This is a genomic window from Streptomyces gamaensis, assembly GCF_042656465.1.
GTDB lineage: Bacteria > Actinomycetota > Actinomycetes > Streptomycetales > Streptomycetaceae > Streptomyces > Streptomyces gamaensis.
Map to the genome: position 1 here is coordinate 51,169 of NZ_JBHSPB010000002.1, position 15,563 is coordinate 66,731.

General features: G+C 70.3%; 12 protein-coding genes. 7 read left to right on the top strand and 5 right to left on the bottom strand.

Features of this window, described 5'->3' with window-relative positions; genetic code table 11:
* The first annotated feature begins 169 nt into the window (after positions 1–169).
* The gene (locus ACFP1Z_RS02970) at positions 170–1,795 is read left to right on the top strand and encodes an AMP-binding protein (RefSeq protein ID WP_390314615.1); all 1,626 of its coding nucleotides are present in this window, start codon (positions 170–172) and stop codon (positions 1,793–1,795) included.
* On the top strand, positions 1,792–3,414 hold the full coding sequence (locus tag ACFP1Z_RS02975; protein WP_390314154.1) for an AMP-binding protein: 1,623 nt from the start codon (positions 1,792–1,794) through the stop codon (positions 3,412–3,414). Before ACFP1Z_RS02970 ends, ACFP1Z_RS02975 begins: the two co-directional genes overlap by 4 nt.
* 190 nt (positions 3,415–3,604) lie before the next feature.
* Here the strand turns inward: ACFP1Z_RS02975 and ACFP1Z_RS02980 are convergent, their stop codons facing one another.
* Positions 3,605–4,144, bottom strand: a complete 540-nt coding sequence (locus tag ACFP1Z_RS02980) for a hypothetical protein (RefSeq protein ID WP_390314155.1) — start codon at positions 4,142–4,144, stop codon at positions 3,605–3,607.
* Positions 4,145–4,713: 569 nt separating this feature from the next.
* On the opposite strand from ACFP1Z_RS02980, the gene ftsH reads away from it, so the two are divergent.
* Positions 4,714–6,669 carry an ATP-dependent zinc metalloprotease FtsH gene (gene ftsH / locus ACFP1Z_RS02985; RefSeq protein WP_390314156.1) on the top strand — a complete coding sequence of 652 codons (1,956 nt, stop codon included), beginning with the start codon at positions 4,714–4,716 and terminating at the stop codon, positions 6,667–6,669.
* Here ftsH and ACFP1Z_RS02990 read toward each other — a convergent pair.
* Positions 6,666–8,108 (bottom strand): MFS transporter, encoded by a 1,443-nt coding sequence (locus ACFP1Z_RS02990; protein WP_390314157.1) that lies wholly within the window; start codon positions 8,106–8,108, stop codon positions 6,666–6,668. The genes ftsH and ACFP1Z_RS02990 overlap by 4 nt on opposite strands.
* 124 nt (positions 8,109–8,232) lie before the next feature.
* Here ACFP1Z_RS02990 and ACFP1Z_RS02995 point away from each other — a divergent pair, with 124 nt between their 5' ends.
* Positions 8,233–8,625, top strand: a complete 393-nt coding sequence (locus ACFP1Z_RS02995; RefSeq protein WP_390314158.1) for a nitroreductase/quinone reductase family protein — start codon at positions 8,233–8,235, stop codon at positions 8,623–8,625.
* 142 nt (positions 8,626–8,767) lie between these two features.
* Here the strand turns inward: ACFP1Z_RS02995 and ACFP1Z_RS03000 are convergent, their stop codons facing one another.
* Positions 8,768–9,589 (bottom strand): ATP-binding protein, encoded by an 822-nt coding sequence (locus ACFP1Z_RS03000; protein ID WP_390314159.1) that lies wholly within the window; start codon positions 9,587–9,589, stop codon positions 8,768–8,770.
* A 203-nt stretch (positions 9,590–9,792) separates the two neighbouring features.
* Here ACFP1Z_RS03000 and ACFP1Z_RS03005 point away from each other — a divergent pair, with 203 nt between their 5' ends.
* Together ACFP1Z_RS03005 and ACFP1Z_RS03010 are read left to right on the top strand one after the other, a co-directional pair.
* Positions 9,793–10,647, top strand: coding sequence for a helix-turn-helix domain-containing protein (locus ACFP1Z_RS03005; protein WP_390314160.1), 855 nt, complete (start codon positions 9,793–9,795; stop codon positions 10,645–10,647).
* On the top strand, positions 10,644–10,874 hold the full coding sequence (locus ACFP1Z_RS03010; RefSeq protein ID WP_390314161.1) for a DUF397 domain-containing protein: 231 nt from the start codon (positions 10,644–10,646) through the stop codon (positions 10,872–10,874). The genes ACFP1Z_RS03005 and ACFP1Z_RS03010 overlap by 4 nt, the downstream gene beginning before the upstream one ends.
* Positions 10,875–11,366: 492 nt before the next feature.
* Here the strand turns inward: ACFP1Z_RS03010 and ACFP1Z_RS03015 are convergent, their stop codons facing one another.
* On the bottom strand, positions 11,367–11,825 hold the full coding sequence (locus ACFP1Z_RS03015) for an NUDIX hydrolase (protein WP_390314162.1): 459 nt from the start codon (positions 11,823–11,825) through the stop codon (positions 11,367–11,369).
* Positions 11,826–12,001: 176 nt separating this feature from the next.
* Positions 12,002–14,650 (bottom strand): M48 family metalloprotease, encoded by a 2,649-nt coding sequence (locus tag ACFP1Z_RS03020; protein WP_390314163.1) that lies wholly within the window; start codon positions 14,648–14,650, stop codon positions 12,002–12,004.
* Positions 14,651–15,007: 357 nt separating this feature from the next.
* On the opposite strand from ACFP1Z_RS03020, the gene ACFP1Z_RS03025 reads away from it, so the two are divergent.
* The gene (locus tag ACFP1Z_RS03025) at positions 15,008–15,520 is read left to right on the top strand and encodes a hypothetical protein (protein ID WP_390314164.1); all 513 of its coding nucleotides are present in this window, start codon (positions 15,008–15,010) and stop codon (positions 15,518–15,520) included.
* Positions 15,521–15,563 lie beyond the last annotated feature (43 nt).

The following is a 15,563-nucleotide window of genomic DNA, read 5'->3' on the forward strand; positions in this document are numbered from 1 at the left end:
GACCCTGTACCCGGCACCCTTGACGGCGCGTTGACGGATCCGTAACACACGGGTCCGCCCGCGCCCACAGCGATCTGGAGGACACGTGACGCCAAGCAACGCGACACCAGCGGCCGGTGGGGCCGGCGGGACGGACCCGGCGGCGGCGTTCCGCGCCGCCCGCGACTTCCTGCTCGCCCACCGCGAGGACTGCGAGGGCGCCTGCGAGGGCTTCGCCTGGCCCCGCCCCGAGCACTTCAACTGGGCCCTGGACTGGTTCGATCCGCTCGCCCGCGGCAACGACCGCACCGCGCTGTGGATCGTGGAGGAGGACGGCCGCGAGGCCCGCCACTCCTTCGACGCCCTGCGCCGCCGCTCCGACCAGGTCGCCAACTGGCTGCGCGCCCAGGGCGTACGGGCCGGGGACCGCCTCCTCGTCATGCTCGGCAACCAGAGCGAACTGTGGGAGACCGCGCTCGCCGCGATGAAACTGCGCGCCGTCGTCATCCCCGCGACCCCCCTGCTGGGCCCCGCCGACCTCGCCGACCGCATCGAGCGCGGCGCCGTCGCCCACGTGCTCGTAGGCGCCGCCGACACCGGCAAGTTCGCGGGCCTGCCCGCCGGACCCACCCGGATCGCGGTCGGCGGCGCCACCGCCGGCTGGCTCGCCTACGAGGACAGCGCGCACGCCCCCGAGGACTTCACCCCCGACGGACCCACCCGCGGTGACGACCCCCTGCTCGTCTACTTCACCTCCGGAACCACCGCCCGCCCCAAACTCGTCGAGCACACCCACCTCTCCTACCCGGCCGGCCACTTGACGACCATGTACTGGATCGGGCTGCGCCCCGGCGACGTGCACCTGAACATCTCCTCGCCCGGCTGGGCCAAGCACGCCTGGTCCAGCCTCTTCGCGCCCTGGAACGCCGGGGCCACCGTCTTCGTGCACCACTACACGCGCTTCGACCCGGCCCGGCTGATGGCCGAGATGGACCGCTGCGGGGTGAGCAGCTTCTGCGCCCCGCCGACCGTGTGGCGCATGCTCATCCAGGCCGACCTCTCGGCCCTGCGCACCCCGCCCCGCGAGGCCGTCGCCGCCGGCGAACCCCTCAACCCCGAGGTCATCGAGGCCGTCCGCGCGGCGTGGGGCGTGACCGTCCGCGACGGCTTCGGCCAGACCGAGACCTCCGTGCAGATCGCCAACCCGCCCGGCCGGCGGCTCAAGCCCGGCTCCATGGGCCGCCCCGGCCCCGGCTTCACCGTCGTCCTCCTCGACCCGGTCACCGGCGAGCCCGCCGACGAGGGCGAGATCGCCCTGGACCTGACGGACCGCCCGGTGGGACTGATGGCCGGGTACGCGGGCGACCCCGAGCGCACCGCCGAGGTCATGGCGGGCGGCTACTACCGTACGGGCGACATCGCTTCACGGGACGCCGACGGATACCTCACCTACGTGGGCCGAAGTGACGAGGTTTTCAAGTCAAGTGACTATAAGGTGTCGCCGTTCGAGCTGGAGAGCGCCCTGCTCGCCCACCCGGCCGTCGCCGAGGCCGCCGTCGTGCCCGCCCCCGACCCCGTACGCCTGGCCGTACCCAAGGCGTACGTCGTCCTCGCCGCCGGCTGGAAGCCGGACGCGGACACCGCACGGGCCCTCTTCGCCCACTCGCGTGCCGTGCTCGCCCCCTACCAGCGCGTCCGGAAGCTGGAATTCGCGGAATTGCCCAAGACCGTGTCCGGCAAAATCCGGCGTATCGAGCTGCGCGAACGCACCATGCGCGGCGGTGGAGACGAGTACCGAGAGGAAGACCACAGGTGAGCACATCCTCCTACGCGGCCGGGAGCACCACCACACCCCTGCTCGACCACACCATCGGCGCCGATCTCGCCCGGGCCGTCGAACGGTTCGGCGACCGCGAGGCGCTCGTCGACGTGCCCAGCGGACGCCGCTGGACGTACGCGGAGTTCGGCCGGGCCGTGGACCAGGTGGCGCGCGGGCTGCTCGCCAAGGGCGTGGCCAAAGGGGACCGGGTCGGCATCTGGGCCGTCAACTGTCCCGAGTGGATGATGGTGCAGTACGCCACGGCCCGTATCGGCGCCGTCATGGTCAATATCAATCCGGCCTACCGCGTCCACGAGTTGGGGCACGTGCTGCGGCAGTCCGGCGTGAGCGTGCTCGTCGCGTCCGTCGAGCACAAGACCAGCGACTACCGGCGCATGGTGGAGCAGGTGCGCGCGAGCGTGCCCGCGCTGCGGGACGTCGTCTACATCGCCGATCCCACCTGGGCCGGGCTGATCGCCTTCGGGGAGCGGGTGACCGACGAACGGCTCGCGGACCGCGAGGCGCGGCTGAGCTGCGACGACCCGGTCAATATCCAGTACACCTCCGGGACCACGGGCTTCGCCAAGGGCGCCACCCTCTCCCACCGCAACATCCTCAACAACGGCTACTTCGTGGGCGAGTTGCTCGGCTACACCGAGGACGACCGCGTCGTGGTGCCCGTACCGCTCTACCACTGCTTCGGCATGGTCATGGGCAATCTGGCCGCCACCTCGCACGGCGCGTGCGTGATCCTCCCGGCGCCCTCCTTCGATCCGACCGCCACCCTGCACGCCGTCGAACGCGAGCGCGGCACCTCGCTGTACGGGGTGCCGACGATGTTCATCGCGGAGCTGAACCTGCCGGACTTCGCGACCTACGACCTGTCCTCGCTGCGGACGGGCATCATGGCGGGCTCGCCGTGCCCCGAGGAGATCATGAAGCGGGTGGTCGCCGAGATGCACATGGCGGAGGTCGCCATCTGCTACGGCATGACCGAGACCTCCCCGGTCGCCACCCAGACCCGCCGCGACGACGACCTCGCCCGCCGCACCGGCACGGTGGGCCGCGTACTGCCGCACATCGAGGTCAAGGTCGTCGACCAGGACACGGGGAAGACCGTGGAGCGCGGCGAGCCCGGCGAGTTGTGCACGCGCGGCTACTCGGTGATGCTCGGCTACTGGCAGGAGCCCGGGCTGACCGCCGAGGCCGTGGACGCCGAGGGATGGATGCACACCGGCGACCTCGCGACCATGGGCGAGGACGGCTACGTCCGTATCGTCGGCCGCATCAAGGACATGATCATCCGGGGTGGGGAGAACGTCTACCCGCGGGAGATCGAGGAGTTCCTGCACGCCCACCCCAAGATCGCCGACGTGCAGGTGATCGGGGTGCCGGACGAGAAGTACGGCGAGGAGATCATGGCCTGCGTCATACTCCGGGACCCGGCCGGGCACCTCAGCCGCGACGAACTCGCCCGCTACTGCCGGGGAAGCCTCGCGCACTACAAGGTGCCGCGCTATCTGCGGATCATGGAGTCCTTCCCGATGACCGTGAGCGGGAAGGTGCGGAAGGTGGAGCTGCGGGAGCAGGCGACGGCGGGGGTCGCGCAGGCGTAGCGGCGCCGTCGCGCGGCGGCGCGTGGAGGGCCCGCGATCCCCCCGTCTCGTTCGCGGGCCCGCCACGCAGTCTTCCGGTTCCCGGTACCGACTCGCCATCGGTGGCGCGGCGTTCAGAGGTTTTCTTGAGCTTGCTCCCGGTGCCGGTGGGCCCGGGCACGCTCCTGGGACTCCCCGGGACTTCCGGGGGTCAGACGGGCCCGTGGTCCACGAGTTCGTCCGCGGGCCCGTTGAGGGGCTGCGGGGTCCCGGTCAGATCCATGACGAACAGCGGCAGATACAGCTGGTCGGCGCGGGCCCGGGCCTCGCGCTCGTAGCCGGCGAGGGAGAAGAACGCGCCGACCGCCGAGTCCGCCAGCCCGTGCAGCCACAGGCACTCCACGGCGCGCAGCGAGGTGGGGACGGTCGTGGGGTCGACGCGCGCGACGAGCCCGGCCGCGCGCAGGTCGACCCCCGAGCCGACAGGGTCACCGGGCCGGGTCACCCCCGCGAACCCCAGCCAGGTCACATACCGTTCGGCGGCGACGACCGCGTCCTCGGCGGTACGGATCGCGACGGGCCGGAACGGGGGCCGCAGAGGCGGCGCCTGCTCGTCCGGCGCCTCGCCCCCGGCAGCCTCCCCACCGGCCGTCGGGTTCACGCACACCCGCACCACGGCCCCGCACGAGCAGCCGAACTCGGGGCGCGGCCACTGGTCCTGCCGGTCACAGGCAGGGCAGCGCACCGCCACCCACGAATCCCGCCAGGAACAGTGCGCGGATAACTCGGTCGCGGCGTCAGGGGGCACGGGCAGGGTCAGCGGCGCGCCGCACGCGCACGGAAAGGTCGGCGGAGTGAAAGCGTGCTCCCGGCGGCACGTGGGGCAGTGAACCGGAACGCTCTTGGCCATCGTCGGCTCCAGCAACGGGGCTTGTGGGTGGGCAGGTTGAGGTGACTACGGGCCCATCGTCCACGATGAGGGCGCGCTCGGGGAGTGAACGCGGAAGCGAGCGGTCGCGCCTGTGGCGCGGGGCGGGGCACGGGCGCGGGACGACGGGGGCGCGAGCGGGGGGCCGGGGCGCGGACGGGGCTCCCCGGGAGGGTCCGTTCCGCCCCGGGGGCGCGACACCGTGCGGACGTCCCGCGCGGCCCGGCGGGACCCGGCCGTACGGGCCCCCGTCCCGCCCGTCCGGCCCAACATCGTCACCTTGCCGGGCCTCCCGCCGGGCACCCCGGCCGTACGGCGACGATCCTGCGGACAGCACGCCCTTTTTCCGGACGCAGCCACCGGAAACCGCCCGCGCCGGGGAGGCCCACCGCATGTCCGAGTCCGTACCGCCGCGCGACGACCCCAAACAGCCGTGGCGCTCGGAGGGCACCCCGCCGAAGCCGCCGGAGCCCCCCTCGCCCCGGCGCGTCCTGGGCGGCTGCCTGACACAGCTGCTGGTGCTGCTCCTGGTCTACGCGGCGTTCGGCTGGATCTACAACAGCGTGCGCGGCACCACGACCAGGACCGTCGACTACACCGTCTTCACCCAGCAGCTCGACGCCGGCAACGTGGCGAACATCTACTCCCAGGGCGCGGAGATCGAGGGCAAGCTCAAGCGGCCGGAGCCCGTGCCGGGCGGCGGCAAGGGCGAGACGTACACGGAGTTCAAGACCTACAAGCCCGCCTTCGCCAGCGACCGCGACCTGTGGGCCACGATCACCGCGAAGAACGTCGCGGTCACCGCGAAACCGGTCTCCCACGGCCCCAGCCTGCTGGAGACGCTGCTGGTCTCCCTCGCGCCCGTGATCCTGCTGGTCGCTGTATGGATCTTCATGATGCGCAGGCTGGGCGGCGGCGGGCTGGGCGGACTGGGCGGTGGCGTACTGGGCCGGCGCGGGCCGCCGAAACCGGTCGAGGTCAAACCGGGCGCCGAGCGCACCACGTTCGCGGACGTGGCCGGCATCGACGAGGTCAAGGGCGAACTCGACGACGTCGTCGACTTCCTGAAGAACCCCGGCGACTACCGGCGGATGGGCGCCCGCATGCCACGCGGCGTGCTGCTCGCGGGCCCGCCCGGCACCGGCAAGACGCTGCTCGCCCGGGCCGTGGCCGGCGAGGCCGGAGTGCCGTTCTTCTCCGCCTCCGCCTCGGGATTCGTCGAGATGATCGTCGGCGTCGGCGCGCAGCGGGTCCGTGAACTCTTCGACGAGGCCCGCAAGGTGGCGCCGTCGATCATCTTCATCGACGAGATCGACACCATCGGCCGGGTACGCGGCGGCACCTCCATCGGCGGCCATGACGAACGGGAACAGACCCTGAACCAGATCCTCACGGAAATGGACGGATTCTCCGGCGCCGAGGGCGTCGTCGTGCTCGCCGCCACCAACCGCTCCGACGTCCTGGACCCGGCCCTGACCCGCCCCGGCCGCTTCGACCGCGTCGTGCACGTCTCCCCGCCCGACCGCGCCGGCCGCGAGGCCATCCTGCGCATCCACACCCGCGGCATCCCCCTCGCGCCCGGCGTCGACCTCGCCCAGGTCGCCCGCACCACCCCCGGCATGACGGGCGCCGACCTCGCGAACCTCGCCAACGAGGCCGCGCTGCTGGCCGTCAGACGACGGCGGGACCAGGTCACGCAGGCGGACCTGTCGACGGCGCTGGAGAAGGTCCAGCTCGGTGCCGAACGCCCCCTGGTCATGCCCGAGGACGAGCGCCGCCGCACCGCCTACCACGAGAGCGGCCACGCCCTGCTCGGCATGCTCCAGCCGGGCGCCGATCCGGTCCGCAAGGTCACCATCGTGCCGCGCGGCGCGGCGCTGGGCGTCACCCTCTCCACTCCCGAGTCGGACCGCTACGCGTACACCGAGGAGTACCTGCGCGGCCGTGTCATCGGCGCCCTCGGCGGCATGGCGGCCGAGCAGGTCGTCTTCGGGGTCGTCTCCACCGGGGCGGAGAGCGATCTGGAGCAGGTCACACGGATCGTCCGGGGCATGGTCGCCCGCTGGGGCATGAGCGCACGCGTGGGCCGCCTGTCCGCGCTGCCGGCCGACCCCCAGCAGGCGTACGGGCTCTCCGCCGCGCCCCACACCCTCGATGTGATCGACCACGAGATGCGCCGCGTCGTCGACGAGTGCTACGAGCAGGCGTGCCGCAAACTCCGGGAGAACCAGGGCAAGCTGGACGCGCTGGCGCGGGCTCTGCTGGAGCGCGAGACGCTGGAGGAGGCGGAGGCGTACCGGATCGCGGGGGTCTCGCGGCCGGCGGAGGGGGAGGAGACGGGGCTTTAGCCCGTAGGCGTGCGTGGGGGTGTACGGCCGCCGAGCACCGCCGAGACCCACATCAGCGCCGCGACGACGGCCAGGGTGAGGACGGGCAGCACCGGCAGCACCGAGTCGAGGGCATGGTCGTCGCCGATCTGGTAGGCCAGGGTGACCAGGGCGATACCCAGCGAAGTGCCCAGCGAACGGCACGTGTTGAGCATGCCGCCGCCCGTGCCGGACAGCTCCCGGGGCACGGCCGCCATCACCATCGCGTTGTTGGGCGGGGTGAACAGCCCCAGCCCGAGCGCCAGGACCGCCAGCCAGCAGATCAGCCACAGATCGACAGGGGAGGCGAAGGCGAGCCCGGCCAGCCCCGCCAGCGACAGCGCCGCCCCCGCCACGCACCGGCGACGGCTGCTCCACTTGCGGGGCAGCAACTGCTCCTGAAGGTTCGAGGCGAACGCGAACCCGGCGGGCAGTGGGGCGAGCAGCAGCCCCGCCCGCAGCTCGCTCTCCCCGTGCCGGGTCAGGGCGATCGGTACGACCAGCAGCGGCCCGAACAGCACGAGGTACCCGGACAGTGCACCCAGCAGCCCCCACGCGATGCGCCGGTCCCGCAGGAGCGCGGGCGGCACCAGCGGGTCACGGGCCCGCGCCTCGCGTCGCAGAAAGCCCCCGAAGGCGAGGGCGGACACGGCGAGGACCACAGCACCCGCCCACCCCGGCACCGGCATGCCCGACAGCATCGACACGCCGCCCAGCAGCGTCGTCACGGCCACCGTCAGCCAGGCGGTACCCCGCAGGTCGAAGCGCGCTTCGACGGCGCGCTCGACGGTGCGCGGCAGCAGATACCGCCCCATGACGATGGCGGCGACCCCGACCGGCACATTGATCCAGAACACCCAGCGCCAGCCCACCGTCGAGACCAGCAGACCTCCCACCGTCGGCCCCACCGCGAGCCCGAGCGCCTGCCCGGCCGCCTGGAAACCCAGCGCACTGCGCAGCTTCTCGCGCGGCGCCGCGATGTTGACCAGGGCCACGCTGTTGCCGGCGAGCATCGCAGCCCCGAGCGCCTGCACCACGCGGCAGCACACCAGGACCGTCAGATTCGGGGAGAGCGAGCAGGCGGCGGAGGAGAGGGTGAACAGCCCGAAGCCGTAGAGGTAGACGAGCTTGCGCCCGAGCACGTCCGACAGATGGCCGACGGTGACCATCGTCGCGGTCAGCACCAGCAGATACGCGAGCGACACCCATTCCACGGTGGCCAGGCGCTCGCCGAACTCCCGCTCAAGACTGGGGTAGATGAGGGTGACGATGCTCGCGTCCAGCTGACTCATGAACGCGCCGACGCAGACGGTGAGTACGGCCAGCTGCCAGGAATACCGCGATTCGCGCACCCAGCGGGGGCGCTCGCGCTCGTGCAGCAGCCGTTGCCTCAGAGTGGTGGGGTGATCGTCCTTGTGCATGGCACACACCGTGCGGGCCTGTGCCCGGGCCGAGGGGGCTCGGGCGCGCGGCTTCCGTACGGATTCACCGGAAAGGCCGAGTGCGTAGGCTGGTCGCCGACGAACAGCAAGGAACGGGGACCCCATGTCACGCTTTCACGAACTGAAGTACCGGGCCATCACGTCCTTCCAGCGGAAGATCAACCCCGTGCTGGCCCGGATGCCGCAGCAGACGGTCATCGAGACCACCGGCCGCAAGTCCGGCCTGCCCCGGCAGACGCCGGTGGGCGGCAGACGGGTCGGGCAGGAGTTCTGGTTCGTCTCCGAGTACGGGGAGCGCTCCCAGTACGTACGCAACATCCAGGCGAACCCGCGGGTGCGGGTACGGATCGGGGGCCGGTGGTACGCCGGTACGGCCTGCCTGCTGCCGGAGGACGACACGAGGGCGCGGCTGCGGCGGTTGCCCCGGTACAACAGCGCGGTGGTGCGGGTGTTTGGGGTGGGGTTGTTGACGGTTCGGGTGGATCTGGATGTGTGAGGGTGTGCGGGCGCCGGGCTCTGCCCGATGGGCCGGAGCGAGGTGATGACGTTTTGCCTACGTACTGGGCGTGGCGGTGTAAGGGAAACGTCTTCACTTCACCCGTGAAAGGGTTGTCCACAGGGCTGTGGCGGCGACCGGGTCAGGGAGTTCCCGGCGTGACGGTCACGCGGCAGACCGGGGACTCGCCCTTGATGGTGTAGGTCCGGCCGTCGTCGAGGGTGAGGCGGGTGCCGGTGCCGTCGGGGGCCTCCCGCATGCCGACCACTTTCGTGAGCGCGCCGAGGATGTCGACGATGTCGCCGGGCTTGACGTCGTCGCGCGTGACGTAGGCCCTGTGCAGGGTCCAGTGCAAGGGGGCTCCTGAGGGGAAGGGCGGGGCGGGAGGGCCGGCACGGCCGTGGACCAGGGACAGCCAGTCGGCGCCGGTGGCGGTGAACAGCGGCGCGTAGTCGGCGAATCGGCGGGCCCGGCAGGTGTCGCAGGTGCGTACGCCGTCGCCATTCGTCGTCCACCGGGGGTGGGAGCAGGGGTGGCGGAGCGTGCAGCGGATGCGTTTGCCGATGGGTTCGGGGAGGGTCTCGACGGTGCTGCACAGGGCGTGGACCAGGGGGAGGCCACGGCCGGTGAGGGATTCGGGGTGCGGTGGCCGGATGGCGGGTAACGCGGGTGAGTTGTCGGCTACTTCGACCTGGACGGTGTTGCCGGAGTAGCGGATCAGGAGCTGCGCCGTGCGGTCGTCGACGTGGCGGTACACGTTGGTGAGCAGCTCGCTGACGACGGTCAGGGTGTCGTGGAGTGCGTCGCGCTGTGCGGGGTCGTCGGCGCTCCAGTAGCGGAGCCAGGCGTGGGTGATGCGGCGGGCGCGGGTGATGGCTTCGGGGTGGTCGGGGGCCATGTCCACGCGGATGCGGAGTTGTTGGGGGTCGTGGGGTGATTGGGGGGCTTGGGGTGGTGTGGGCATGGGGCCTCCGGGGCCGGTGGGTTGCCCCCATAGGGCAGGGGTGAGCAACGCGGGGCTGGGGTGCCGCGACGCGCCGTGTGATGGGTCGAGATGGTGGACCCGAGAGTTGCCTCCAGGCAAGTCTTCCTAGACGAAGCCTCACCAACGAGTGACTTGTTGTCCGACGTTCACACGAGCCACCCCCGATGCGGCATCATGCGCGCATGGCTCAAAGCGACATGCCCACCGTGCGCAGCAGGAGGCTCGGCGGTGAGCTGAGGCGGCTGCGCAACGCCAAGGGGATCGGCATCGCCGAGGTAGCACGGCGGCTGGAGTGCGGTCAGCCCAAGATCTCCCAGATCGAGAACGGCAAACGCGGTATCCGCCAGATCGACTTGACGCTGCTGCTCGACATGTACGAGGTCACGGACGAGAGCTTCCGCAGAAGCCTGAAGCAGCTCGCGCGTGACATTCACAAGGTCGACTGGTGGTCGGTGCAGGGCCCATTGCTGGGTGACTCGATGCGCGAGTTCTTCATGCTGGAGGCAGACTCGGAGCTCGTGCGCGCATACGAACCCGTGATGATTCCCGGGCTCCTGCAAACCGAGATGTACATGCGGCATGTGTTCACCCAGGCCAGATCCGAGGAAGAGGTGGAGCCGCTTGTCTCGGCGCGCATGAAGCGGAAGGACCTTCTGGACAATCATCCCGACTTCAGGTTCTGCGTGGTCATCGACCAGTTGGCACTGCGCCGGATCCCGGGGCCCCGTAGCGAGGTGGTCGCACAGCTTGAATGCCTGATCGAAGCCGGTCGACGTCCCAACGTGATGATTCAAGTCATGCCGCTCAAGACCAAGTTGCCTGCTGACCAATACGTCCCGTACAGCCTTATGAGGCTCAGAGGGGAAGCCCCGATCGAGGTGGTGTGGCTGGAGCACACCGCCGGTGGTACGTTGCTGGAACAGGCGTCCGACGTGCAGGTCTATGCACGTGCGTGGGCGGAGCTCACGGCAGCTGCTCTACCCCCTGCCGACTCCCGTTCCTGCATCCGTGAGCTGATAAAGGAAAGCGGACCATGACTTCCGGGAAGCCGTCGACGGTAGCTCCATACGCGGACCGCGCATGGGGGTGGCGCACAAGCCGCTACAGCGGAGGGCAGGGCAACTGCCTGGAGCACGGAAGACTTTGTGGCGGTCAACAGGCCATACGGGACACCAAGGACCCGGAACGCCGGACCACCCTCCGATTCGCTTCCGACGCCTGGGAGACGTTCATACGTGCCGTAACACGTAACGAGGTTCGCTGAACCGGTACCGCTGTCCCCGGACAGTCGGCCGGTTCACCGGCTGACGCTCGTACGACCGGCACGGGCGGACCGAACCAGGTGCGTGCCCTGCACAACACTCGCCCCCCAGAACACCGCAGGGGACCAGATGTCGTCCGAGGCCATCCCCGCACCGAGTCCGGCCACACCGACCGCAACTGCCACCAGGACGCCTGCGGCAAGCGCGGTGGTGTTGCGCCAGACCGGATCGAGAGGACGTCCGAGGAAGAACATGGCGATGAGGGAAAGCGTTAATGCCGCTGCTCCGCTGTATACGGGCCACATGGGTCAGGCTCCAATCTCCGCGCTGTCATCGAGCGCCGATATCCGGCAGTGATCTGATCCGGGACTCCCTCCGGCCGGAAACCCCAGGTGGCGAGCGTACCTGTTGCGTAACGTCAACCTGCCGTGGAACCCCACCCGTTGCTGGCCGAAGTCCCCCGGCGCACTCACCGGTGACGGACAGGCCGGCGGTCAGGCCCCCAGTCGGCGCCAGGTGCCCAGCACGCCCCGGACAGCGCTGGAGGCCTGGCCCTGCTGGTCCTCATCAGCCCACAGGTGGTCATCGTGCTCGCTCAGCTTCACCGACGCTCCGGTGACGGTGGCGACGAAGTTGTACTGACGGGCCCTGCGGCCGCTGCCGGAGCGGTAGTCGAAGTGACCGAGGTATCCGCCGACGGCCTGGACGGTCAGCCCGGTCTCCTCGACGACTTCGCGCCGCAGGGCCTCGATCAGACTCTCGCCGGGGTCGACCCCGCCGGAGGGCAACTCCCACAGCCCGCCGAGGTAGTCGTCGGCCGACCGGTGCAGGAGCAGTACCTTGCCGCTCTTGTCCACGATCACGGCGCCGACGACGGCCTTTTCAATGCCGTCGCGCTCAGCGACACGGGCCAGTGCGTCCAGGAGCCCGGGAGTGGTGGATGCGGGGATCACAGCAAGTCCTCGTGGTGCTCGGCGACTTTGGAGATGGCGGTGGTGTAGGCGTCCGCGAGGCCGACAGCGTAGCCGGGCAGCAGTTCCCCCGGGGCCTGGAACAGAGGATGGGGGTTCAGCGGGCAGGTCGAGCCCGGGCGGCAGACACCCGTCGGCCGGGCAGTCCGTGGAACACGTCACGCCGCTCGCCAGCGCGATGACCGGGCGCCGACCACCGGACCCCACGCCTCATCCGTCCAGTGCCAGGTGCTGAGTATGACGGTGAATTCGTGCCGGAGATATGGCGAATCACCGGGCCATGTGGGCGCTCCGTTCAGCGTTATCCCGTAGGCCACGGAACCACGGGCGATGAACCATTGCGCCAGCTCACTCCCGGGCAGGCCGGAACGCGAGACGAGGAGTCCGGGTACACCGTCAAGTGCGTCCGGGCGTGCCCCGAGCCGAAGCAGGTACGACCTGTAGTCCGCGATCTGGGCCGGAGTGACGCCGACCAGACGCGTGATGCTGATCGTTGCGCCGTCGAACGGGAAAATGATCTGTGCCGGCCCGGGCTTGCCGGCCCGGTCGAGGTCGTACCAGCTGGGTACGAGTCGGACGTCGTAGCCGTTCCCGTGGATCCAGCCGTCATGGCCGATGTCACCGGCAGCCACGACGCCCTGCGCGCTGGCGCTGGGCCCCCACAGAGCCGTGCCCGTGACCGCGGAGACCACCGCCACGGCAGCCGCGAGCCGTCCAAGCGCCACCAGGCCGGCGGGCCACCGGGCCAGGCGGATACGAGGGAGCAGGAGCGTCCTGACGGCATAGGCGGCGGGCACGACGAGAAGGCTCAGCAAGGCAGCGCCGAGCACGACCGGGCGGAACATCTGGGCATCCGGGGGCGACAGGCAAGCTCCGCCCGGTGGGTTCGTGTAAGGGATGCTGAGCCATGCGACGCAGTGCCCCATGGTGAGCACGTTCTCCAGCGCCAGGTCGCCGATCGCCGCGACCACCGCCCCGGCCAGGACCGAGATCACAAGGTCCAGTACGGACCTGGCCATCACCGCTGCCACGAACGCGCAGGCCACCGCGACCACGACGATCGCCTGCATGTCGAATAACGCGAGCCGGGACTCGAAGTCGGGGCTCCACCGCACGACGTCGGCGATGCGCGCATGCGCGAGGGCGCTGACCGCCACCGTCAACGCGACCGCGATCACGCTGCCGGCCAGGCACAGCACGGTCGGGGGCCGCCGGCGCCAGGACCTTACGGCTGTGTCTTGCGCACCCACCCGCCGCCGGCGGCGGCGCGCCAAGGCCGCCGCGAGCGGCACGGCAACGACAGCGAGGAACACCACCCAGCCGGCGGCCGACCCGGCGACAACAAGGGCGGTGCCCCTGATCGCCTCCGGGAGCCGCTGCCACTCGTCCGTCGCGCTGGCCCCGTCGACGAAGGTGAAATTGTCCAGCAGAAAGTACAGGCCGCAGGCCATCACAGCCCACGCGCCGATCGCCGCCGCAGCCATGGCGCCTCGGGCGGGAACCCGCGATGCCGTCCCGTCGGCACGCTGCTGCCAGGCGCTGGCCCAAAGCCCGATCCACACGGGCAAGGGCGTGAAGATCAGGGTGACCGCACCGGTCCACACCGCAAGGACTCCAACGGCCGCCAGGCTCGGATGGTCGGGAGCCAGCGCCGGGGTGTACGAAGTCGGGGCGATGATCGGGCCGAGCGCCAAGCCGAGACCAAGTCCCAGCCCGGGCGCCCATCCCTTCGCGACTGTGCCGGTCTCCGGCAGCCGGCTTCGCCACATGCCGACCGTGAGGGCCCCTCCTGCGAAGGCCGCGAAGACGATCGCCGGAACGCTGTGCCTCACGCCGACTGTCGCGGTCAGCAGGGTGGTTATTTCCCGCACGGCGCTCGCGCCGAGCGCTGCCACCAGCCCTATCGCCAGCCCGTCCCAGAATCGGAACCGGTGCAACGGCGCGGGATTCACCAGTGCCGCCGCGCGTTCCTGGCGCGATGGATGCAACCGGATCAGACGCCGGACACGGCGGGCGGAGCGGGCGGTACGGTCCGTCAGCACGTCACCCAGCCTGGCCGCGGGCTCGAACTGCTGGGCGCGGGCGTCCGCGTCGAACTCACGTGACCGCAGGATCGCGTAGCGGAGCAAGTAAACGATCAATGCGATGGCGGCCATGCGCCAGATCATGGGCTGTGGCGCACCCATCACCCGGCTGAAGATCAACAGGATGGCCAGGGGCAGCAGGGCCACGACGACGAACGCCCGCCAGATCGCCAGGGTCAGGTGCGTCTGGTCGATGTCGCGGTTCTTGACGTGAGCCAGTTCGTGCAGGACGACGGCCTTGAACGTGGCGGGATCATTGACTGCGGCGGCTGCCGTTCCACCGCTGACGGCGATGCAGCGGCGCCCGGGGCGGCCGAACGTATATCCCGACACGCGGTTGTCCGGCTGAAGCAGCCAGACGACAGGACCTGTTCCGGTCTGTCGGCGAACCCCTTCGAGGCGGTCCACCAAGTCGGCGTGCTTGGTGCCGGTCAACTCCGTGAGATTTCGATGCCACTTGTACCACCAGGGCTGGGCCCAGAAGATGGCGCCGGCCACAAGGACGAGCACCCCGACGCCCAGCAGCCCCCACCACGCCTCGATGCGCGTTTGTCCCAGGCCGCACTCCGCAGCCTGATGGAGTGCTCTGGCATAGGCGACGATCCCGACCGGCTGCTGTGCCAGCGCCTGCGAGCGGCATGTCAGCAGAGCGGAAAGCAGCGCGGACCCGCCGGAGGCGATCACGTAGATGCCCTCGTAGACGACAAAGCTCGATGCGGCCACCGCCGCGATGAGTAACGCGAAACGTAAACTGGTGCTGACGGGAAGCGCAAAGGCGTCAGCGCGGCCCTGGGCAGAGGGCTCCGGTCGCGGCTCACGGTCCCCTGGGGCGTCGGCCGGCTCCGTACTCACAAGACACCAACTCCCCAGAACCAGCCTCGTGCTGGGAGTGTCCAGCCGATTGGCGAGATCCGGACATGGGGGTGACGGGGCGCACGGTGGTGTGAAAGGGGGTGTGCTCGGCCCTTCGCGTCCATGACCCTACGGACATGGTGCGGGACCCATTGCCTTCGGCGAGACCGACTACTAAACGGCCGGAGAACGGTAGCGTGGCCCAACACCTGGGGAAAGTTGGTCGAGATGAACGAGCAGGGCTCGACACCATGCACGGTTCGTCAGGTGGTCCGCGATGTCGTGGCCGAGGTGGCCCCGGAAGAGATTCCGGTGCTGGACGGGCTCAGCCGGCTCGACGACGATGAGGCGTTACGGCGACTGACACAACGCCGGCGATCTCGTGAGCCGTTGGGGTTCGGCTTGGACGAGGTCACCACCCTGGCCACTGCTCTTACGTGGGTGGCGGTCCAGGAGTCGGTGAAACAGATCGTCGAGCCTGCGACCGATGGCCTGTCGCGCAGCGTGATGTCGAGGATACGCCGTATGTTCCGTCGACGATCAGTGCCGACCGTCGTGCCGGTATTTACGCGGGAACAGTTGGCCGAGGTCCAACGGCGGATCCTGGATTCGGCGGCGCAGGCCGGCTTCGACACCGACCGGGCCACCGTCCTGGCTGAGCGGACGGTGGCGAAGTTGGCATTGGGCGCCCCTGATCCCGAACCGGGCGCCTCCGATCGCGACCAGGCCGACGAGCGGTGATGGCAGTACGAAGCATCGATCAGCGCGTGGTGCTGCTGGGTGG

Coding starts and splice junctions, on each gene's coding strand:
- ftsH (WP_390314156.1), top strand. CDS start 4,714: ATGTCCGAGTCCGTACCGCCGCGCGACGACCCCAAACAGCCGTGGCGC.
- ACFP1Z_RS02990 (WP_390314157.1), bottom strand. CDS start 8,108: ATGCACAAGGACGATCACCCCACCACTCTGAGGCAACGGCTGCTGCAC.
- ACFP1Z_RS02995 (WP_390314158.1), top strand. CDS start 8,233: ATGTCACGCTTTCACGAACTGAAGTACCGGGCCATCACGTCCTTCCAG.
- ACFP1Z_RS03000 (WP_390314159.1), bottom strand. CDS start 9,589: ATGCCCACACCACCCCAAGCCCCCCAATCACCCCACGACCCCCAACAA.
- ACFP1Z_RS03005 (WP_390314160.1), top strand. CDS start 9,793: ATGGCTCAAAGCGACATGCCCACCGTGCGCAGCAGGAGGCTCGGCGGT.
- ACFP1Z_RS03010 (WP_390314161.1), top strand. CDS start 10,644: ATGACTTCCGGGAAGCCGTCGACGGTAGCTCCATACGCGGACCGCGCA.
- ACFP1Z_RS03025 (WP_390314164.1), top strand. CDS start 15,008: ATGAACGAGCAGGGCTCGACACCATGCACGGTTCGTCAGGTGGTCCGC.